Annotated in this window: 10 protein-coding genes, 1 tRNA gene and 1 pseudogene; 7 read left to right on the top strand and 5 right to left on the bottom strand. The window is 55.3% G+C overall.

Translation table 11 applies throughout. The features are described 5' to 3' along the window. Positions 1 to 2: 2 nt before the first annotated feature. Complete coding sequence (locus PG062_RS12010) at positions 3 to 1871, bottom strand: beta-N-acetylhexosaminidase (protein WP_270752466.1); 1869 nt, start codon at positions 1869 to 1871, stop codon at positions 3 to 5. Then, positions 1868 to 3754, bottom strand: coding sequence for a hypothetical protein (locus PG062_RS12005; protein ID WP_270752465.1), 1887 nt, complete (start codon positions 3752 to 3754; stop codon positions 1868 to 1870). Before PG062_RS12005 ends, PG062_RS12010 begins: the two co-directional genes overlap by 4 nt. 258 nt (positions 3755 to 4012) lie before the next feature. On the opposite strand from PG062_RS12005, the gene PG062_RS12000 reads away from it, so the two are divergent. The 7 genes and pseudogenes from PG062_RS12000 to PG062_RS11970 form a co-directional block, all read left to right on the top strand. Then, complete coding sequence (locus PG062_RS12000; RefSeq protein ID WP_270752464.1) at positions 4013 to 4954, top strand: ABC transporter permease; 942 nt, start codon at positions 4013 to 4015, stop codon at positions 4952 to 4954. A 29-nt stretch (positions 4955 to 4983) separates the two neighbouring features. Further along, positions 4984 to 5895: a carbohydrate ABC transporter permease gene (locus PG062_RS11995; protein WP_270752463.1), complete on the top strand. Its 912-nt coding sequence runs from the start codon at positions 4984 to 4986 to the stop codon at positions 5893 to 5895. A 48-nt stretch (positions 5896 to 5943) separates the two neighbouring features. Continuing rightward, on the top strand, positions 5944 to 7581 hold the full coding sequence (locus tag PG062_RS11990) for an extracellular solute-binding protein (RefSeq protein WP_270752462.1): 1638 nt from the start codon (positions 5944 to 5946) through the stop codon (positions 7579 to 7581). Positions 7582 to 7873: 292 nt separating this feature from the next. Further along, positions 7874 to 9937: a helix-turn-helix domain-containing protein gene (locus PG062_RS11985; RefSeq protein WP_270752461.1), complete on the top strand. Its 2064-nt coding sequence runs from the start codon at positions 7874 to 7876 to the stop codon at positions 9935 to 9937. Positions 9938 to 9983: 46 nt separating this feature from the next. After that, positions 9984 to 10901 (top strand): DUF4855 domain-containing protein, encoded by a 918-nt coding sequence (locus tag PG062_RS11980; protein WP_256273356.1) that lies wholly within the window; start codon positions 9984 to 9986, stop codon positions 10899 to 10901. A gap of 3 nt (positions 10902 to 10904) precedes the next feature. After that, positions 10905 to 12017 carry an SGNH/GDSL hydrolase family protein gene (locus PG062_RS11975; RefSeq protein ID WP_270752460.1) on the top strand — a complete coding sequence of 371 codons (1113 nt, stop codon included), beginning with the start codon at positions 10905 to 10907 and terminating at the stop codon, positions 12015 to 12017. A gap of 1711 nt (positions 12018 to 13728) precedes the next feature. Then, a pseudogene (locus PG062_RS11970) lies at positions 13729 to 13983 on the top strand (transposase); the annotation flags it as partial. 172 nt (positions 13984 to 14155) lie between these two features. Here PG062_RS11970 and PG062_RS11965 read toward each other — a convergent pair. The 3 genes from PG062_RS11965 to PG062_RS11955 form a co-directional block, all read right to left on the bottom strand. Continuing rightward, on the bottom strand, positions 14156 to 14428 hold the full coding sequence (locus PG062_RS11965; RefSeq protein ID WP_253009369.1) for a plasmid segregation centromere-binding protein ParR: 273 nt from the start codon (positions 14426 to 14428) through the stop codon (positions 14156 to 14158). Then, positions 14425 to 15354: a ParM/StbA family protein gene (locus PG062_RS11960; protein ID WP_270752459.1), complete on the bottom strand. Its 930-nt coding sequence runs from the start codon at positions 15352 to 15354 to the stop codon at positions 14425 to 14427. Before PG062_RS11960 ends, PG062_RS11965 begins: the two co-directional genes overlap by 4 nt. Positions 15355 to 15768: 414 nt before the next feature. Next, positions 15769 to 15844, bottom strand: a tRNA-Lys gene (locus PG062_RS11955). Positions 15845 to 15983: the final 139 nt, after the last annotated feature.

Genomic DNA, 15983 nt, shown 5'->3' with positions numbered 1-15983 from the left:
CGTTATATGCGGCAGGCGGAGATGCATTCGCCCCAGGAATAGCAGCCCCGGAATTTGCCGTCGGCGTTGGTCAGGCAGCGCAGCTTGGGGCAGGCAAGGGTTTCGATCTCGTCGATCTCTCCCTGGTGCAGGCGCTGCATTTGGACTTCGGCGGTGCGGAATCGCCCGGTCAGGCCCGCCATGCGCAGATCGATCACCTCATAACCGAAAGGTTTGTTCACCGCTTCCCACAGCCTGCCCCAGGCGGCTCGGCAGCTCTCGCATTGCCGGGCACAGGCGTGGGCCAGGGCGGCCATTTGGGCGGCCTGGGGGCTTTGGCAGCGGGCGGCGGGAGCCTGAAGAAACCACTGGACCTTCAGCGCCAGCAAGCCGGCCAGCTGCTCGTAAAAGCGGTACATGGCCTCAAACCGCGGCTCCTGGCTGGTAAAGCCGTGGTACAGGCGCTGCAGCGATTCATACCGGCCCGAAAGGGCAAGGCCCTCGCAGTCGGCCTGAAACAGCGGCAGCAGCGGGTCCTGGTAAAGCAGAAATTTGGAGAAGTTTACGGGGTCGTCGGACACAGGGGCAAACAGGGCAGGCAGATCGAACTCGCCCAGACGGGAAAAAGCCTCGCAGGGCTCCCCCACGCAGCTTTCAAAGCGGCTGGCCAGGGCAGAGGGGCTGGTTTCGCCGGTATAGGTGAATTCGGCGTACAGCTGCAAACCGTACAGAATGGCGGGCAGCGGGCATTCGGCGCCGTTGTCGCCCCAGGCGGTGGCCAGCACGGTGGAAATGTGGTGGTCACGCGCTTCTTCCAGGCCGGGAAGGCTGGCGCTGCGCATTTTTTCCACCGCGGGCACGGGCCCCACCCAGCTCCACAGGCCGCCGGCAAACAGAACCGGTGCGCCGAACTGCTCGTGAACGTCAAACAGCTTGCGGTAGCTTGCCCGGTCCATGTGGTAGTAGTCCCAGTAAACCAGAGGAACATCCGGCAGAGCGGCGTCCAGAACGGGCTGGGGCAGCTGGTCGGGAACGTCGTAGTAGCCGCCGGTGGGCGAAGCGGCGCGCAGGTACATGTCGCTCCAGATCATCGGCGCGAAATTGTATTTTTGGGCAAGAGCCGCCACCCGGGAGAGGTGCCGGTTCATCAATTCCCAGGCGGGGACGATCCCGTTTTTGAAGCGGAAATTTCCCAGCCCCAAAGACCAGGCCTCGTCCATGCCGATGTGGATGCGCCGGGTGTGGAAACAGGCCCGCACAGCCTGGAACATCTGCTCGATGTAGGCATATACCTTTTCCTCCCCCACCATCAGGCAGTCTTCGGTGTCCCGCAGGTCGGGGTCATTCTGCGGCCAGTGCAGCGCCCGCTCCAGATGCGCCAGGGTCTGGATGCAGGGGATGAGCTCGATGCCCAGGTCCGCCGCATACCGGTCCAGTTCCCGCAGCTGCTGCTGGGTGTAGCGGCCCCGCAGATAGCCAAAATAGGGCTGCTGAGGGATTTCGTAGGTGTCCTCGGTGTACAGCATGGCTACCGACATGCCCATCAGGGCCATTTTGCGCAGCATCAGCTTCACCGTGTCGGGGGTCAGCACGGCATTGCGGGAACAGTCCAGCATTGCACCCACCTCGGCAAAGGCCGGCTGCTGCTTCCAGGCGAGGGGCTGGCGGGACGGCTGTTTCAGATAGGACAAAGCGCGGAAAAACTCGGCGGGCACCCGGTATTCCACCTCCAGCGAGTTTTCTTCCAGCCGGAAGGCAAAGCGGCCGGCCCGGCGCGCGGTGACCGCAATGCCGCCTTCGCCCACGGCAAAACCTTCGGATTCACACAGATGCCCCAGGCCCGCCAAGAGTTCCTCCGGCAGGCTGGAGGGGGAAAGAACAACCAGTTTCATTTGTAAAACTCCTTTAATTTGTCTTTGAGAACTCCCTGCAGCAGGCCGGCACAAATTTCGGCCACGGTCCAGCCGCTTTCAACGGCCCAGGGCCCCCAGCCCACATCGTTGGGCAGACCGCAGACCTCCATTTGCTCCGCGTCAAAGCCCCGTGCCCAGGCGCCGTCGATCCGGGGGTCCTGGCTGTGGATCTGGGCTGTGGACAAAAATGCGGCGTGCCGGCAGAACAAATCGTAAAAATAGGCATCTTCCGTGACAAAATAGGCCTGCATCAGCCCCAGGGGAACCCAGTTGTTGCTGTATAAAAGGTCACACACCGGGTCGCCGTTGCGGGCCAGCAGGGAACATTCGCCGTTTTCCTGCTTGCTGCATGCGGCGGAGTAGTCGTCGTCCCATTCCAGGTAGGCGCCGGAGAGGTGTCGCATCTTTTCCAAATCCCGGGTCACGGTGTAGAGCATCTGCCGGTATTCCTGTTTGCCGGTGGCATAGTAGAGCCAGGCAAAGGGGAGAAGAAGCCGGCAGAGCTCCTCGGTTTGGCTCTGTTCCCGGATGGTTTTGGGATAGGCCTGCAGCAGCGCCTGCATGCCGGTTTCGCCCACGGCCAGGCAGCGGGCGTCCTTTTCCAGCTTGCCGTACAGCAGTAGACAGGCCAGATAAAAGGCATTATAATGTGCGCAGGGGAAAGCTCCGTTCTGTCGGCTCAGCGCGGCAAAATCTTCCTCGGACATGTTCAGATTGTCGGTGCGGGCCGGCCGCAGGCCATCCGGCCCGGTGGTGTTCATCAAAAATTCCAGCGCCATCCGGCACTGGGGCAGATATTCCCGCCCCAGCCCGTACAGGGCTTTGAACAGGGTCACCAGCATGGCCCGGGCCATATCGTCCTGGTAGCACACCTCCCAGGCGATGTCGGTCCAGCGGAGCATGCCCTGAAAGCGGCCCGAGCGGATCTGCATTTTGTCGTAGACAAAAGCTTCCAGGTTTTGGGCCCGCTCCAGGCTGCGGGCGTCGCCGAATGCCAGAAAGTGCATCAGATAGGCCAGCGCCGCTTCGCCGCAGCAGTCAGTGCGGATGGAGGAGGCGGTTTTCTGGTGGCCGTCGGGGTAAATTTCGGTGCCCAGCCCTTCCAGCACGCCTCGTTTGCCCTCATCCACCAGAATGCCGGAACGGCTGAACCAGTCGATGCCGCTGGCGGCACAGTCGGCGGCGGAACGGGCAAAGCCGGTTTGGTACTGAGGCGGAAACTCCACCTCCTCCAGAACCGGCGCGCCGCACAGCCAGCCGATCAGCGAGCGCACCAGTCGGCTCCAGGCCGGCACCGGAGAGAATCGCGCCCGCAGAAAGTTGCACAGCCGGAAGGAGCAGACGGCGACGGCGGGGGTTTCCAGCCAGATGCCATATTGCTGGCAGTCGGTGCGCTCCTGTTGGCTGAGCGGCTGGCGGGCGTGTTCCGACAGCCCCTTTTTATACATTAAAATAGGTCTGGCCAGATTGTTGCGATAGTAGGGGGTGCAGCGCATATTGCATTGATCATCCAACAAAAGTCCATCTTCCAGGCCGGCGAATTCCGCGTCGGTGCACACCAGCCGGAGAAAGCGGGTGGAATCGGGAGATGCACAGTAGTTCTGGCAGAAACTCAGGGTGTATTCATACAGCACCCGTCTGCCGCTGTGCGAAAAATCCTCCACCACACTGCGGCATTCCGCCGGGAAAACCAGCGGTTCCTCCCGGGTGCCCCCCAGCACGCAGGCGCACTGGAAACCATCGAGGCAGTGGGGGGTGAGAGCGTTCGGGTGCAGGACTTCGACGGTAAGAGCCGGAGATTTCTGCAGCAGAGCGAGCAGGTCGCTGGGGCCGCAGGTGATGACGGCAACGGAAATAGACATAAGTTCCCTCTTTCTGGTCCGGGGACCGTTTAGTGTTAGCTATATTATAAAAGCACTATTTTGCAAGTCAATAAAAATCAAAAAATGTGCAAAATGAAAAAAATGTACGCAAAAATATTGCGAAAAGGAGTGCGGAAAAGGCTGCTGCAAAAGTTGCGCCCACGCTAAAAGTATTGTTTATTGCATTTCCGAAAGGGCCGGCGTACACTGAGATTGTTCAATCAAGCACATGAAGCAGGAAAGGCTGGTGGCAAGACCGTGCGAACTCCAAACGCAAAGACGGCACCCAAGAGAATCAATTATAAATTAAAAAGTCAGATACAGCTGTACGCCATTATGTCGCCGGTGCTGATTTTGATTTTCATCTTCTGCTATGTACCCATGTATGGCCTGCTGATCTCCTTCCAGGACTGGACACCCGGCATGCCCTTTATGGATTTCACCGGGCAGACCAAGTGGGTGGGGCTGAAACATTTTTCAACATTTGTACATGACCCGTATTTCTGGCGGCTCATCAAAAACACCCTGGTGCTCAGCGCCATGAACCTGGGCATCGCGTTTTGGATCCCGATCATTTTTTCGCTGCTGATCAATGAAGTGCGGCTGGTCAAGTTCAAAAAGTTTGCCCAGACGGCAAGCTACATGCCTTACTTCATTTCCAGCGTGGTGGTGGCCGGCATGGCGCTTTCCTTTTTGAGCAGCGACGGCATCATCAACAAATTCATCATGATGATGGGCGGCGAACCCTTCCTTTTGAATATGAAGCCGCAGTATTTCCCCATCGTGTACACAGTGATCAACATTTGGCGGAACTTCGGCTGGGGCAGCATCCTCTACCTGTCTTCCATGGCTTCCATCGACCCCACTCTCTACGAGGCGGCCAGTCTGGACGGCGCCAACCGGTGGCATAAAATCTGGCATGTTACCCTGCCAGCCATCAAACCCACCATTGTGGTCATGCTGATCATGGGCGTGGGCGGTATGCTGGGCGCGGATTCGGATATGATCCTGCTGCTGTACAATCCCGCAACCTACGAATACGCCGACGTCATCGGCACCTATCTGTACCGCTATGGCCTGGTGGGCGGCAACTTCAGCTACGGCACAGCGGTTGGATTTATGATCGCGCTGATCAACTTCGGCATGGTTTATCTGGCCAACATGGTCTCCCGCAAGGTTGCCGATTATTCGCTGTGGTGATCCGCTGCGGATGGAAAGGAGAAGAAATTATGACTCAGATATTGGCGCGCAAGAAACACGGCATTCCAAATGGATCGCGGCTGGTGGATGTGCTGATCGTGATCACGGTGGCAGTCATCTGCCTGTTCACCCTGTATCCCATGTACTATGTTTTCATCATGTCCATCAGCAAGCCCCAGGATGTGCTGGCGATGAACGTATCCTTTTGGCCCACGGGATTTGAACTGCAGGCCTATAAAAAAATCTTTACCGATTCCGATATGTGGCGTGCCTACGGAAATTCCATCCTGTATACAGTGTCCACCACGGTGCTGGTGATCATCACGAGCGTGATGGGTGCCTATCCGCTGTCGGTTCCGGAACTGCGGGGCAGAAAATATGTGGTTGCCTTTGTGCTGCTGCCCATGTACTTTGGCGGCGGATTGATCCCCACCTTTCTGCTCATGAGCAAGCTCAATCTCTACAACAATATTTTCGCCATCATTGTGCCGGCGTCTTTCAATATCTGGTACATCATTCTCACCCGCACCTATTTCACGGGGCTGCCCCGGGATATACGGGAATCGGCGTTCATAGACGGCGCCAGCAATTTTACAGTTCTGCGCCGCATCTATCTGCCCCTGGCAAAGCCCATTTTGGCGGTGGTGTCCATCTACTCCATCGTGACCATGTGGAACAACTGGTTTGCGGCGCAGGTCTATCTGCCGGATAAAAGCCTGCATCCGCTGCAGCTGTACCTCAAGAGGGTGCTGGTGGCCCAGACTGTAGATCTCACCAAGCTCAACTCGGCGGATATCGAAAATGCCATGAATCAAATGCTCTCCGCAACGCAGATGCAGTATGCGATGATCATTTTCACCACCCTGCCGATCATCTTTACCTATCCCTTCTTCCAGAAATATTTCATCAAAGGTGTTATGCTCGGTTCTCTGAAAGGCTAAATGAGAGAAGAGCAAAAAATAAAATCATGCACAAATAGGAGGAAAACAATGAAAAAAAGAAAAATGCTCTCCCTGTTTTTGGTGGGCTGCTTGGCTGCCGGTACTCTGGCCGGCTGCGGCGGAAAATCCAATTCTGGCGATTCCCAGAGCGGCAGCGACCAGGCTTCCAGTGATTTCAGCAAACTTAAGATCCTGGGCACCGAGGGCTGGGCTCCCTGCAACGACTGGAACGAGGTAGAGGAATACAGCGCCTATCAAATCCTAAAAAGCTGGCTGGACGATGCAAAGCTGGACATCGACTGGGAAGTGGTTGCCCCTGAGCAGTACTCGGTGATCCTGCAGACCCGGTTTGCCTCCGGCAAGGATCTGCCCGACATCGCCAAGGCCCATACCATGGACGACGCCGCCCTGATGGCTCTGGCGGAGCAGGGCCTGATCATCCCCATCAACGAGATCATCGACAAATATTCCCAGGGCCCTGCCAAGGAGGCTTTTGACAAAAAGTTCCCCACCATACGTCCGCTCACCACTGCCGAGGACGGCAACATTTATTGGTTCTGCAATGTGTCGAGTAAGTACTACGGCGACAATACCGACCCCAACGGCAGCTTCTCCATGCTCTACCGCCGCGACTGGGCCGACAAGCTGGGGATTGCCGAACCCACCAATCTGGAAGAGTTTACCCAGATGCTGCGGGACTTCCGGGAAAAGGACGCCAATGGCAACGGCCAGCAGGATGAGATCATGTTCATCGATCCCTCCTCTTTCCGCACCAGCATCGCCCAGTGGTTTGATCTGCCCACCGATATGATCGCCCTGGATCCGGTGGAAAACAAGATCGTGAGCCCCTGGAACAGCCCCAATGTCAAGCCTTATTTTGAATACCTCAACAGCCTGGTGCAGGAAGGCATTCTGGACCCCTCTGTCGCCGGCAACTTTGAGCTGATGGCCCAGAAACGCGCCGAAAACAAGCTGGGATGCCTGTGGGACTACACCAATGCCATGTGGAACGAGCCCACCGTGGCGGAGATTGCCCCCGATGCGCTGTATGCGCCGCTGATGCCGCTGCCCGCCCTGGACGGCGTGGAGCCCGGCTCGATGTCTGAGCCCGGTTCCATGGTTTGGGAGCGCTATGTGGTCACCAAGGATTGCGAAGACCTGGAGGCCGTTGCCCGCCTGCTGGATATTGTGTATTCCGATGAGTACGCTGTGCTCACCGCCTTTGGCCAGGAAGGCGTCAACTTCACATACGAAGACGGCGTTATGACTCCCATTCCCGATCTGACTGCGGATATGGCCCACGAGCAGCGCATCTCCGAAGGCGCCATGCTGTGGAACGGCGTTCTGCCCCGCGTGCAGGAAGTGGATATGCGCCAGCAGGTTGCCAATTGCGATGACTACAAGCGGCAGGTCACTTTGGACCTCATCGACTACGATCTGAAATATCCGGATCAGGTGAACAATTTCCTGGCTCTGCCCACCAAGGAAGAATCCGACAAGATCAATGCCCTGCTGCCCAATCTGCAAACCGCTTCCAAGGAGCTGGCCACCAAACTCACCCTGGGCCAGATCTCTGTGGACGACCTGGACAAGGAAGTGGAAAAGCTGGAAGAGCTGGGCCTGAGCGAACTGGTCGATATCTACCAGGCTCGCTATGAGCGCTACCTGGCCAATATGCCTTCCTGATGATAGAGCACGATAGATCAATGTAAATAGTCAAAGCCGTGCCGCAAAACGCGGCACGGCTATTGCACTTGAAGCTGGGCAGGTGTTTGCTGCGGAATGGATTGCTATTTGCCTATTTGTGATGTAATCTAGTAGCAAGCACGCTTGTTGGTAAAATATTGCGGCACAGAGGGAGAAAAACAGGATGCATCGTTTATACTGGCACTCAAAGGACTTTCAGCGCTATTTTTTTACATACATCGCTTTGTTTGTATGTGTTTTTCTTGTGGGGATTTCTATTTTTTCTGCCGCCATGCGGAAAGAACGCAAGGAAGCCAACGAAAAGTCCTTTTTAGCCGAGAGCCAGAAGGTGCGGGACGTCCTGGACGATATTTGGGAAGTGGGCAGCGAAGTGAGCAACGTGCTGCAAAATTCCATTTGGGTGCAGAAGTTCACTTCGGAGAGCAAGATTTTTGAAAATGAGTTCGGCCCGATGGAAAAACAGGATATTTCGGTCAATCTCACCGCTCTGTGCAGCCTCAACAGCGCTCTGCGGGATATCGCAGTGCTCTATCCGCAAAAAGATCTGGTGGTGACGTCCAGCGGGTGGTTTTCCGTTTCGGAGTACGAAAACTATTTGCAGCGAAAATTGCAGCTGCCTGCCAATCTCGTCACCGAGCATCTGCTGAATGTGCCGGGGTGCGAGGGCCCGCTCAAACCCAGCAATTTTGCTTTTCACAATGCGGACTATCTGGTCTATGTGCAGCAGCTGGATATTCTTACTCCGCCCCGGGCAATTGCCATAAGCTGCTTTGACAAGGCAGCCATGCAAAAGCTGCTTCAGCAGGTATGCGGCGAACAGGTGACCCAGCTGCTCGTAAAGGACTGGAACGGCCAGCCCATCTGGCAGGTGGATTTTCAGCAGACCTCTGCACCGACCCAAACATGCAGCACCAGCAGCCAGAGCATGCTGGTAACCTATGACCTCACCTGCGAGGATGCCCCCATTCCCTTTGCACAGAGCGCCTGGAACTATGTGCTGGTATTAGTGCTTGCCATGCTGGGCATTTTGGCCGCCTATGTGCTGGCCAGCATTCAGTACCGGCCTTTGGGGAACCTGATTCAAAAGATAAACAAAAAGGTCAAGGGCAAAAACGAACAGCAGGATATTGACACCCTGGCCACCTGCGTGGGCAGGCTGTACGACGACCACACCAATATGGAAAACACCATTGCGGCCTATCGGTATGCCCTGCGGGAGCAAACCAATGCGCAGCTGCTGCGCGGCTATTTCAACAGTGATCAGCAATCGGTTCCTTCCTCCTGCAATTACTGGTATGTTGTGGTGGTGTTCCGCCATCAGCCTGGCAATCCCGACAACGAAATCGAGGACACGCGGATTCACCTGGAATTTTTGCTCACCTTGAAAAAATCGCTGCAAACCATCAAATGCGGCCAGAGCCACTGCGAACTGGTGGAAAATATTGATGAGTGCACCGCTGTGATTGCAGAATTTCCCTCTCTGCCGGACGAGGACATCGCAATGGAACTGGCGCAGCCGCTGTACGATGCGCTGATCGAAGAGGATATAGAATGCAGCGTGTTTGTGGCCCGCGCCCGCAGGGGCCTGACGGGAATCAGCGCGGCGTACCAGGAAATCAAAGAGAGCATGCGGGAAAAGAAGGGAATTTGCGGCATCCAGTTTGCCAGCCCCAACATGGAGTATTACTACCCGCTGGATTGGGAAACGCAGCTGGTGCGTGCCATCCGGGAGGGCAGCGAAAAAAGAGCGCAGGCGATCCTGCAGCAGCTGTACGAGGAAAATCAGCGCCTTGGGCTGAGCTATACGCTCATCTGCCGGGTTGCCACCCTTTTGTACGAAACCATGCGGCGGATTATTTTGGAAGAAAAGCTGCCGGTGCAGATGTTTTTGAAAATGGAGGAACCGCAGCATGGCATGACGCTGGAGCAGGCGTTTGACCGCGCAAGAAACACCGTCAACACGCTCTGTGAGCAGATCATGCAGAAAAAGCAGCAGGCGGCCACCAACGTGAACCGCTCGCTGGTGAGCTATGTAAACGAGCATCTGCACGACCCCGATCTGTCGCTGAATTTGCTGAGCGACCATTTTGGCGTGTCCAATGCCAGCGTTTCCCGCATCTTCAAAAATACGGTGGGACAAAATTTCTACAACTATATCACAGAAAAGCGGATGGCAAAAGCCAAGGAACTGCTGGTGCTGAAGGGATACTGTCCCCGGGAAATTGCCACAGAAATAGGGTACGACAACGAGTATTCCTTCAAGCGTGCTTTCCAGCGCACCTACGGCATCACGCCCCGCGACTTTTTGGAAAAGGAAGGGAAAAATGCAAGGTGAATATTGCACATCCGGACAGAATACAGGCGGAATCCGGAATCTGGTATTGATTTATAATGGGTATTACGACCGGCAGCAGGGAGATTGGAGCGCACAAGAGCTGCTGCCCTATCTGCTGTATCAAAAACGAAATGCCGGTTTCGGCGAGCCCTTTTTCGATGGATTTCTCTTTTTGGGGCTTTTGTCCTGCACAGGCAACCAGCTGTTTGAGGCGGTGGACCCCGCCAAGGCGGCCACCTGGGAGGATTTTGAGTGGTATCTGAACAAAACGCTGCGGCCGCAGGGGGACCTGTGTGCGCTGCACGAGGCGGTGCTGCAGGCCAGAAAACTCAGCCGGCGGCCCCAGCTGCAGGCGCGACTGGTGCTGACCATTCCCTTTCCCTCCCGGCAGACCTTTGGCGGACCGGAAAGCCAGAAAGCGGCCATTGACCGGTATATGGACCGCATGGCGGAGCTGTACCGCCCCTTTGAGCAGCTGGACACGCTGCGGTTGTGCGGCCTGTACTGGCTGCATGAGGATGCTTCCCAGACAGAACTGATTGACTATGCAGGCCGAAAAGCCAGAGAGCGCGGACTTGCCTTTTTGTGGATTCCCTACTACCGGGCTTTGGGGTTTGACCGCTGGCAGGCAATGGGATTTGATGCGGCCATCCTGCAGCCAAACCACTACTTTAATGGAACGCAGCCGGTGCAGATTCAAAATGCAGCGGAACTCGCCGCCCAAAACCACATGGGGCTGGAATTGGAGTTTGACGAGCGCGCTTTTGACGACGAAAATTTTTACCGGCGTTATCTGGATTATCTGAAAGGCGCACAACGGTTTGGGTTCAGTGGATCCCAGGTGTTCAAGGGATATTACCAGGATGTGAAGGCCATATACAACGCGGCGAACAGGGGCGGCGCCCGCGGCCGTGAGCTCTATGAAAAAACTTTCGAGGTTGCAACAGGGCATAAAGGAGAGTAAAGCATGGCGGACGCAGCTGATTTTGACCGGCAGATGGCGGCGCAGAATGCCCGGGGGGAAGAAATCCTATGGCACGAAGTTCCCAACGAAAACATTCTGGTGGAAGGTTTGGGCTTTTTTGCAGAGGAAAGGCGATGGAACCGCCTCCCCCAATCTCTTTCCGGTATGCTGCAGGCCCAGCGGCCGGCGCTGATCGAATTGTCTTCTCACATGGCGGGTGCCTGCCTGCGCTTTCGGACTGACAGCCGGGCAGTGTGGGTAAAGGCGGCGGTAAACGCGGCTCCCTATATGGCGCATATGACTCCGGCGGCCCAGTGCGGGTGCGACTGCTATTTGAGGGCTTTGCCCGACATGGCCTGGCAGTTTGCAGGGCTGACAAAGTTTTCGCCGCAGGAGGACTCCTTTTGCTGCGAACTGGCGCGGGACCTTCCGCCGCACACCGAGGTGCTGGTGTATCTGCCGCTGTATATTGGCATTCGGTCGATTGCAATCGGCCTGGAAAAAGGGGCGCAGATGCAGCCGGCATTGCCCCGCAAACATCGCAGGACCATCGCCTTTTATGGCACTTCCATCACCCAGGGAGGTTGTGCCTCCCGGCCGGGTATGGCGTATCCGGCCATTTTGTCCCGGGAACTGGACCGGGAAGTGTACAATTTGGGGTTTTCGGGCAATGGCGTGGGAATGTCAGGTCTGGCTTCCTGCTTTTGCAGCCTGCCCCGGCTGGGGGCGCTGGTGGTGGACATCCAGCCCAACGCCGGCCCCCAGGGGCTGCTGGAAACCAACCTGCCAGCCTTTCTGGATGCGGTGCGCGGCTGTGCGCCGCAGCTGCCGGTTTTGGTGCTTTCGGCAAGCTGGCAGACAAAATGCGGCTGGAACAGCACCGAAGCGGAACAGTTTGCGCGGGAAGAGCGTTTTCAGCAGCAGGAGGTGGAACGCCGGAAATCCCGGGGAGATAGCTTTATCTGGTTTGCATCGGCACGGGATATGTTGGAAACGGTTGCAAAGGAAACCACCGTGGACGGCGTCCATTTGACCGATCTGGGCTTTTGGCTGCTGGCTCAAAAACTGCGGCCGCTGCTGTGCCGGATGCTGGAACAAGGACAGACAAACGAATAAAAACCATATAAGAAACACCCCGCAGGGGAAAAGCTGCCCAATGGCTTTTCTGCTGCGGGGTGCTTTTTGTAAAAAGCGGCCAAGCAAAATTTTTGCTGGCTCTGCCGGTGAAAAAAGTGTGGAAAACAGGGCGGGCAAAGGCCCTGTTTTTCTCGTTTTACCGGCAAAAAATATTGCTGCGCATTTGAAAATTTTGTTTATTGCAACGTTGAAATCCGGTTCCCATAATGGGAATCAAATGCATGTGTCCTGTCTGCGCTGCTCCCGAAAAGGAATGCGGCTGGACGATCGGAAAATTTCAAAAAGAAAAAGGAGATGCAACCATGAAAAGCAACAAGCGAATGCAGGCGCTGCTGAGTACGGCGATGTGCGCGGCGATTCTGTTTTCCAATGCCGCCGCCGTATTTGCGGCCGAAGTTCCTCCCTTGCCGCGGAAGGAAGGCGAAAACCCTCTGGCGGAACAGTCGCCGGTCAACTTGCTCCGGCAGCCAGGCGCGGCGTCCTCCTACCAATACGGCGAGGATGCTCTGTATAATATGTCCAATCTTGACCTTTTGGGCAGTGATGTCAGTTCTCTGGACCTCGATTGCCAAAAGCTCACCGACGGCGTCAAGAGCAGCGCCGGTTCCATTGATTTTGACAGCGTAGTCAATTTTTATTCCAATTCCGCTTTCAACAATGCGGAAAATGGGGCAAAGTTCTCCAATCAGAACACGGTGGATTTTGACCTTGGCCAGCCGAAAACCATTGTGGAAGTAAATGCATACAGCTCGGCCGGGCTCACCGGCCGCTACGCCGGTTCGCTGGGCCATATCGGCAAATACAGCGTCTATGTGTCGGCAGACAAAAACCAGTGGACCTGCGTTTTGGATGGGAAAAACTGCGGAGAAGACATTTCGGAGCAGACTGGCGCCTATGTGGCCCGGTATGCGGTTTCCGCGGACAAGGTGCCGGGGCACCCCGATGCCACCGGAATCTACGCGCAGTATGTGCGGATTTTGTTTGAAACAAATGCGCTGTGGGGCAATTATTCCTTCCTCACAGCGGAAGAAGTGGAGATTCTGGGGCAGGATGGCAAGGCCCAGGGCGCCTTTGAGCCCGCCGGCGAACAAGAATCTCCCGCCGCTGAGAATCTGGCGCGGACCGCCTCCTACACCTACTCGCCTTCCACCGAAAAATATATGTTGACGGCGGAGAATGACCCGACATATTCGTCGGATGCCGACTGCAAAAAGATGAACGACGGCGTTCGGGGAGATGCCACCGGGGCGGATATGACCAATTGGACGGTCTTTGAACCCATTCCCTGGATAAATCCCGACAACGCTTCCAACTACAACAACGATCCCCTGTGCGCCATTTTTGACCTGGGCGCGCAGAAATCCATCACCGGGGTATCCACCGCTTCGCTGGTTACCCAGCAAATCAAGCAGAGTGCCAACCTTCAGATCTATGTTTCCAACGACAAGCTGGACTGGTTTGAGGTTTCCAAAAAGAACGGCTACGACCAGCAGGAGCCTGTGAACGGGGTGGTGGAACTGTCCTGGGATGCGGCTACGGACAAGGTGAAGGATCATGCCGATGCCACCGCGGTATATGCCCGGTATGTGAAGGTCGTCTTTTCTTCGGTTTCTCCCGATGCGCCCAGCCAGCAGGTGGCGTTGGACGAAATTGAAATCCTGGGCAGCAGCGACCGGATGGAGGGCGCCTATCTACATATCAGTCAGGGCAACTGCAAAACTGTTATGCTCACATGGAAAAGCGTGGCTCCAGATATTTGCGATATGCTCTTTTCAATGCCGCCAAATATGTTTGCCTTTGGTGTCCTACATTCTCGGCCTATCTTGAAAAGAAGCGTTCTGAGGGAAAGCATTACAATGTTGCCATCTCTCATGCTACTAAAAAGCTGGTAAGGCTTATTTTTGCTATGCAGCGTTCTGGGAAAGCCTTCTTAGCTGATTATTAAGCGTGCGATTTTATACGGAGCGAGTATCCGACAACGGATGCTCTTGTTTGCTATACCAATTTTTACCACTTTAAAATTTCTCTCGAAAATTTTGTTTTGGGGCTTGACTTTTAATAGTTAGTCTTTTGCCTTCTGCTTTTCTACCTACTATTAAAACATTGGAATCACCCCCCTACAGTGAATTCAGGAAATCGAGCGCAGAGTCTGGTATAGCATTCTCTGACAGTGGGCTTGGAACAGCGTTGGTTATGTTGACTGCCTGCAACTCCTCCCGCACCACCTTGCGGATGCTTTTCTCCAGCCTATCCGTCTGTTCTGCCGCAAGGATACTCTGCACCAGAAACTCTTTGCGTTTGGCAGGCGGCACCTGCTGCAACAACGCCCACGCGCGGCGGTGCTGCGGTTCGTTAAGGTTCGGGCGGAAAACATATTGCGGTCGTTTCATACCTCGCTTTTGCGGCGCGACACGGCGGCCAACGCACGCTCGAATCCGACCGCGTTCACCTTGTCGTCCAGCAGGAAAATCGTCTTACAAAGGCCGTCTTTGGGACTTAGGTGGCGGCTCACCACCGATGCGCCGCCGCCCAGCAACACGGCGGGGATGGCGTGCAAATCGAATCCCGCTTCCATCGTGGCAGACAGAAGATGCTCTGTGTACTTGCGACCTTGTTTGTTCACAATGTCGCGCACCGTATCGCTGACCGTGCATGGCTGACCCGCCAGCATATTTTCGATTTGGGCATCCGTGAGGGACAGCCCGGTTTCGCGCCGCACCTGCTCCCGGATGTCATCTACGCAGCGGATCATGCCGAGCTCCAAGCTGTGCGCAGTGTCAGCCGCAGGGATGGCGTTGTCGATGCGCATAAGGTCCACTGTCCAGCCGCCCAAATCCATGAGGAGCATGGACGGTTCGTCCTGCAACAGCCCGGTTTCGGTCATAAGGGCGGCGTAGCCTTGGGGGAAGATGGCAACTTCTTCGATAGTGATGCTGTACTCCACACCCTCGAACTTGTAGTTCACAGGCTGGTTGCTTCGCAGCAGATAATCTTTGAACTTGGGTTTGTCGCGCCCAAAGCTGGTCAGCGGCAACCCCGCCGCAATGCGCACCGAGCATTCGGGCGGCAAGCCGCGCTGCCGGATTTCTTTTGCAATCGCTGCCAATGTCAGCAGGTAGTAGTTGTCGTTTATGGTCTTGTCCCGCTGGATAGGCTGCCGCCCGGAGCCACAAACAAAAAAGCACCCGCCAAACTCTAAGAGTCCTTGGCGGGTGTAGGGTTCGTGTTCTCCGTAGCTTGTCAGCCCTGCCGGGAACGAGCAGTGGGCTGTTTTGATGGCGTAGTAACCGTGGTCGATGCCGATAATGATGCTCATGGGAAATACCTCCATTTTTTGTATTCTACAATCTATAATAAACGGTTGCCTTTTGGGGCTTCCGGAATTTTTGCATGAAAAAAGCGGTTCATTGGTATTGTACCAACAAACCGCCATTAAGGATTTGGAGAGCTTATTTTGACAGTCCTCTCCCCTTCTGATATAATTTACTCTTGATTGTCGCCTCCAAATTATGAGGGAGGTGAACGCTTGAGTTTTCAGGAAATAATTTTGCTGCTTACTTTTATTGGCAGCTGCATATATGCCACCGTTTCTCTTACACTAAAAGTTCTTGAATTTCTCTTAAAAAATAAAAAGAGCCGCTGACTTAGACAGAAGTCAGCGGCAAATGAATGCACTCCACAAAGCGGCAATCATTATGAAAATAGCCTTACGTTTCCGTAAGGCTATCTTTGGTGCACCATCGGGGACTCGAACCCAGGACCCACTGATTAAGAGTCAGTTGCTCTACCAACTGAGCTAATGGTGCATATATGAGATTTACGCGATACATCGTGAAATCTCAATTTGAATAGTTCAGTCGAAGTTCATCATTCACAGCTTAAGTGTGAGTTAATTACGCTACCAACTGAGCTAATGGTGCTTAATAAAGCAAACCCACGAACCGG

It is taken from the genome of Gemmiger qucibialis, from assembly GCF_027689445.1.
Lineage (GTDB): Bacteria > Bacillota > Clostridia > Oscillospirales > Ruminococcaceae > Gemmiger > Gemmiger qucibialis.
This window is presented reverse-complemented; position numbering and strand designations above follow the sequence as displayed.

Bases quoted from the DNA above. Each gene is read 5' to 3' on its own strand.
- PG062_RS12005 (WP_270752465.1), bottom strand. From the start codon at position 3,754: ATGTCTATTTCCGTTGCCGTCATCACCTGCGGCCCCAGCGACCTGCTC.
- PG062_RS11960 (WP_270752459.1), bottom strand. From the start codon at position 15,354: ATGAGCATCATTATCGGCATCGACCACGGTTACTACGCCATCAAAACA.
- PG062_RS11975 (WP_270752460.1), top strand. From the start codon at position 10,905: ATGGCGGACGCAGCTGATTTTGACCGGCAGATGGCGGCGCAGAATGCC.
- PG062_RS11995 (WP_270752463.1), top strand. From the start codon at position 4,984: ATGACTCAGATATTGGCGCGCAAGAAACACGGCATTCCAAATGGATCG.
- PG062_RS12010 (WP_270752466.1), bottom strand. From the start codon at position 1,871: ATGAAACTGGTTGTTCTTTCCCCCTCCAGCCTGCCGGAGGAACTCTTG.
- PG062_RS11985 (WP_270752461.1), top strand. From the start codon at position 7,874: ATGCGGAAAGAACGCAAGGAAGCCAACGAAAAGTCCTTTTTAGCCGAG.
- PG062_RS11990 (WP_270752462.1), top strand. From the start codon at position 5,944: ATGAAAAAAAGAAAAATGCTCTCCCTGTTTTTGGTGGGCTGCTTGGCT.
- PG062_RS11965 (WP_253009369.1), bottom strand. From the start codon at position 14,428: ATGAAACGACCGCAATATGTTTTCCGCCCGAACCTTAACGAACCGCAG.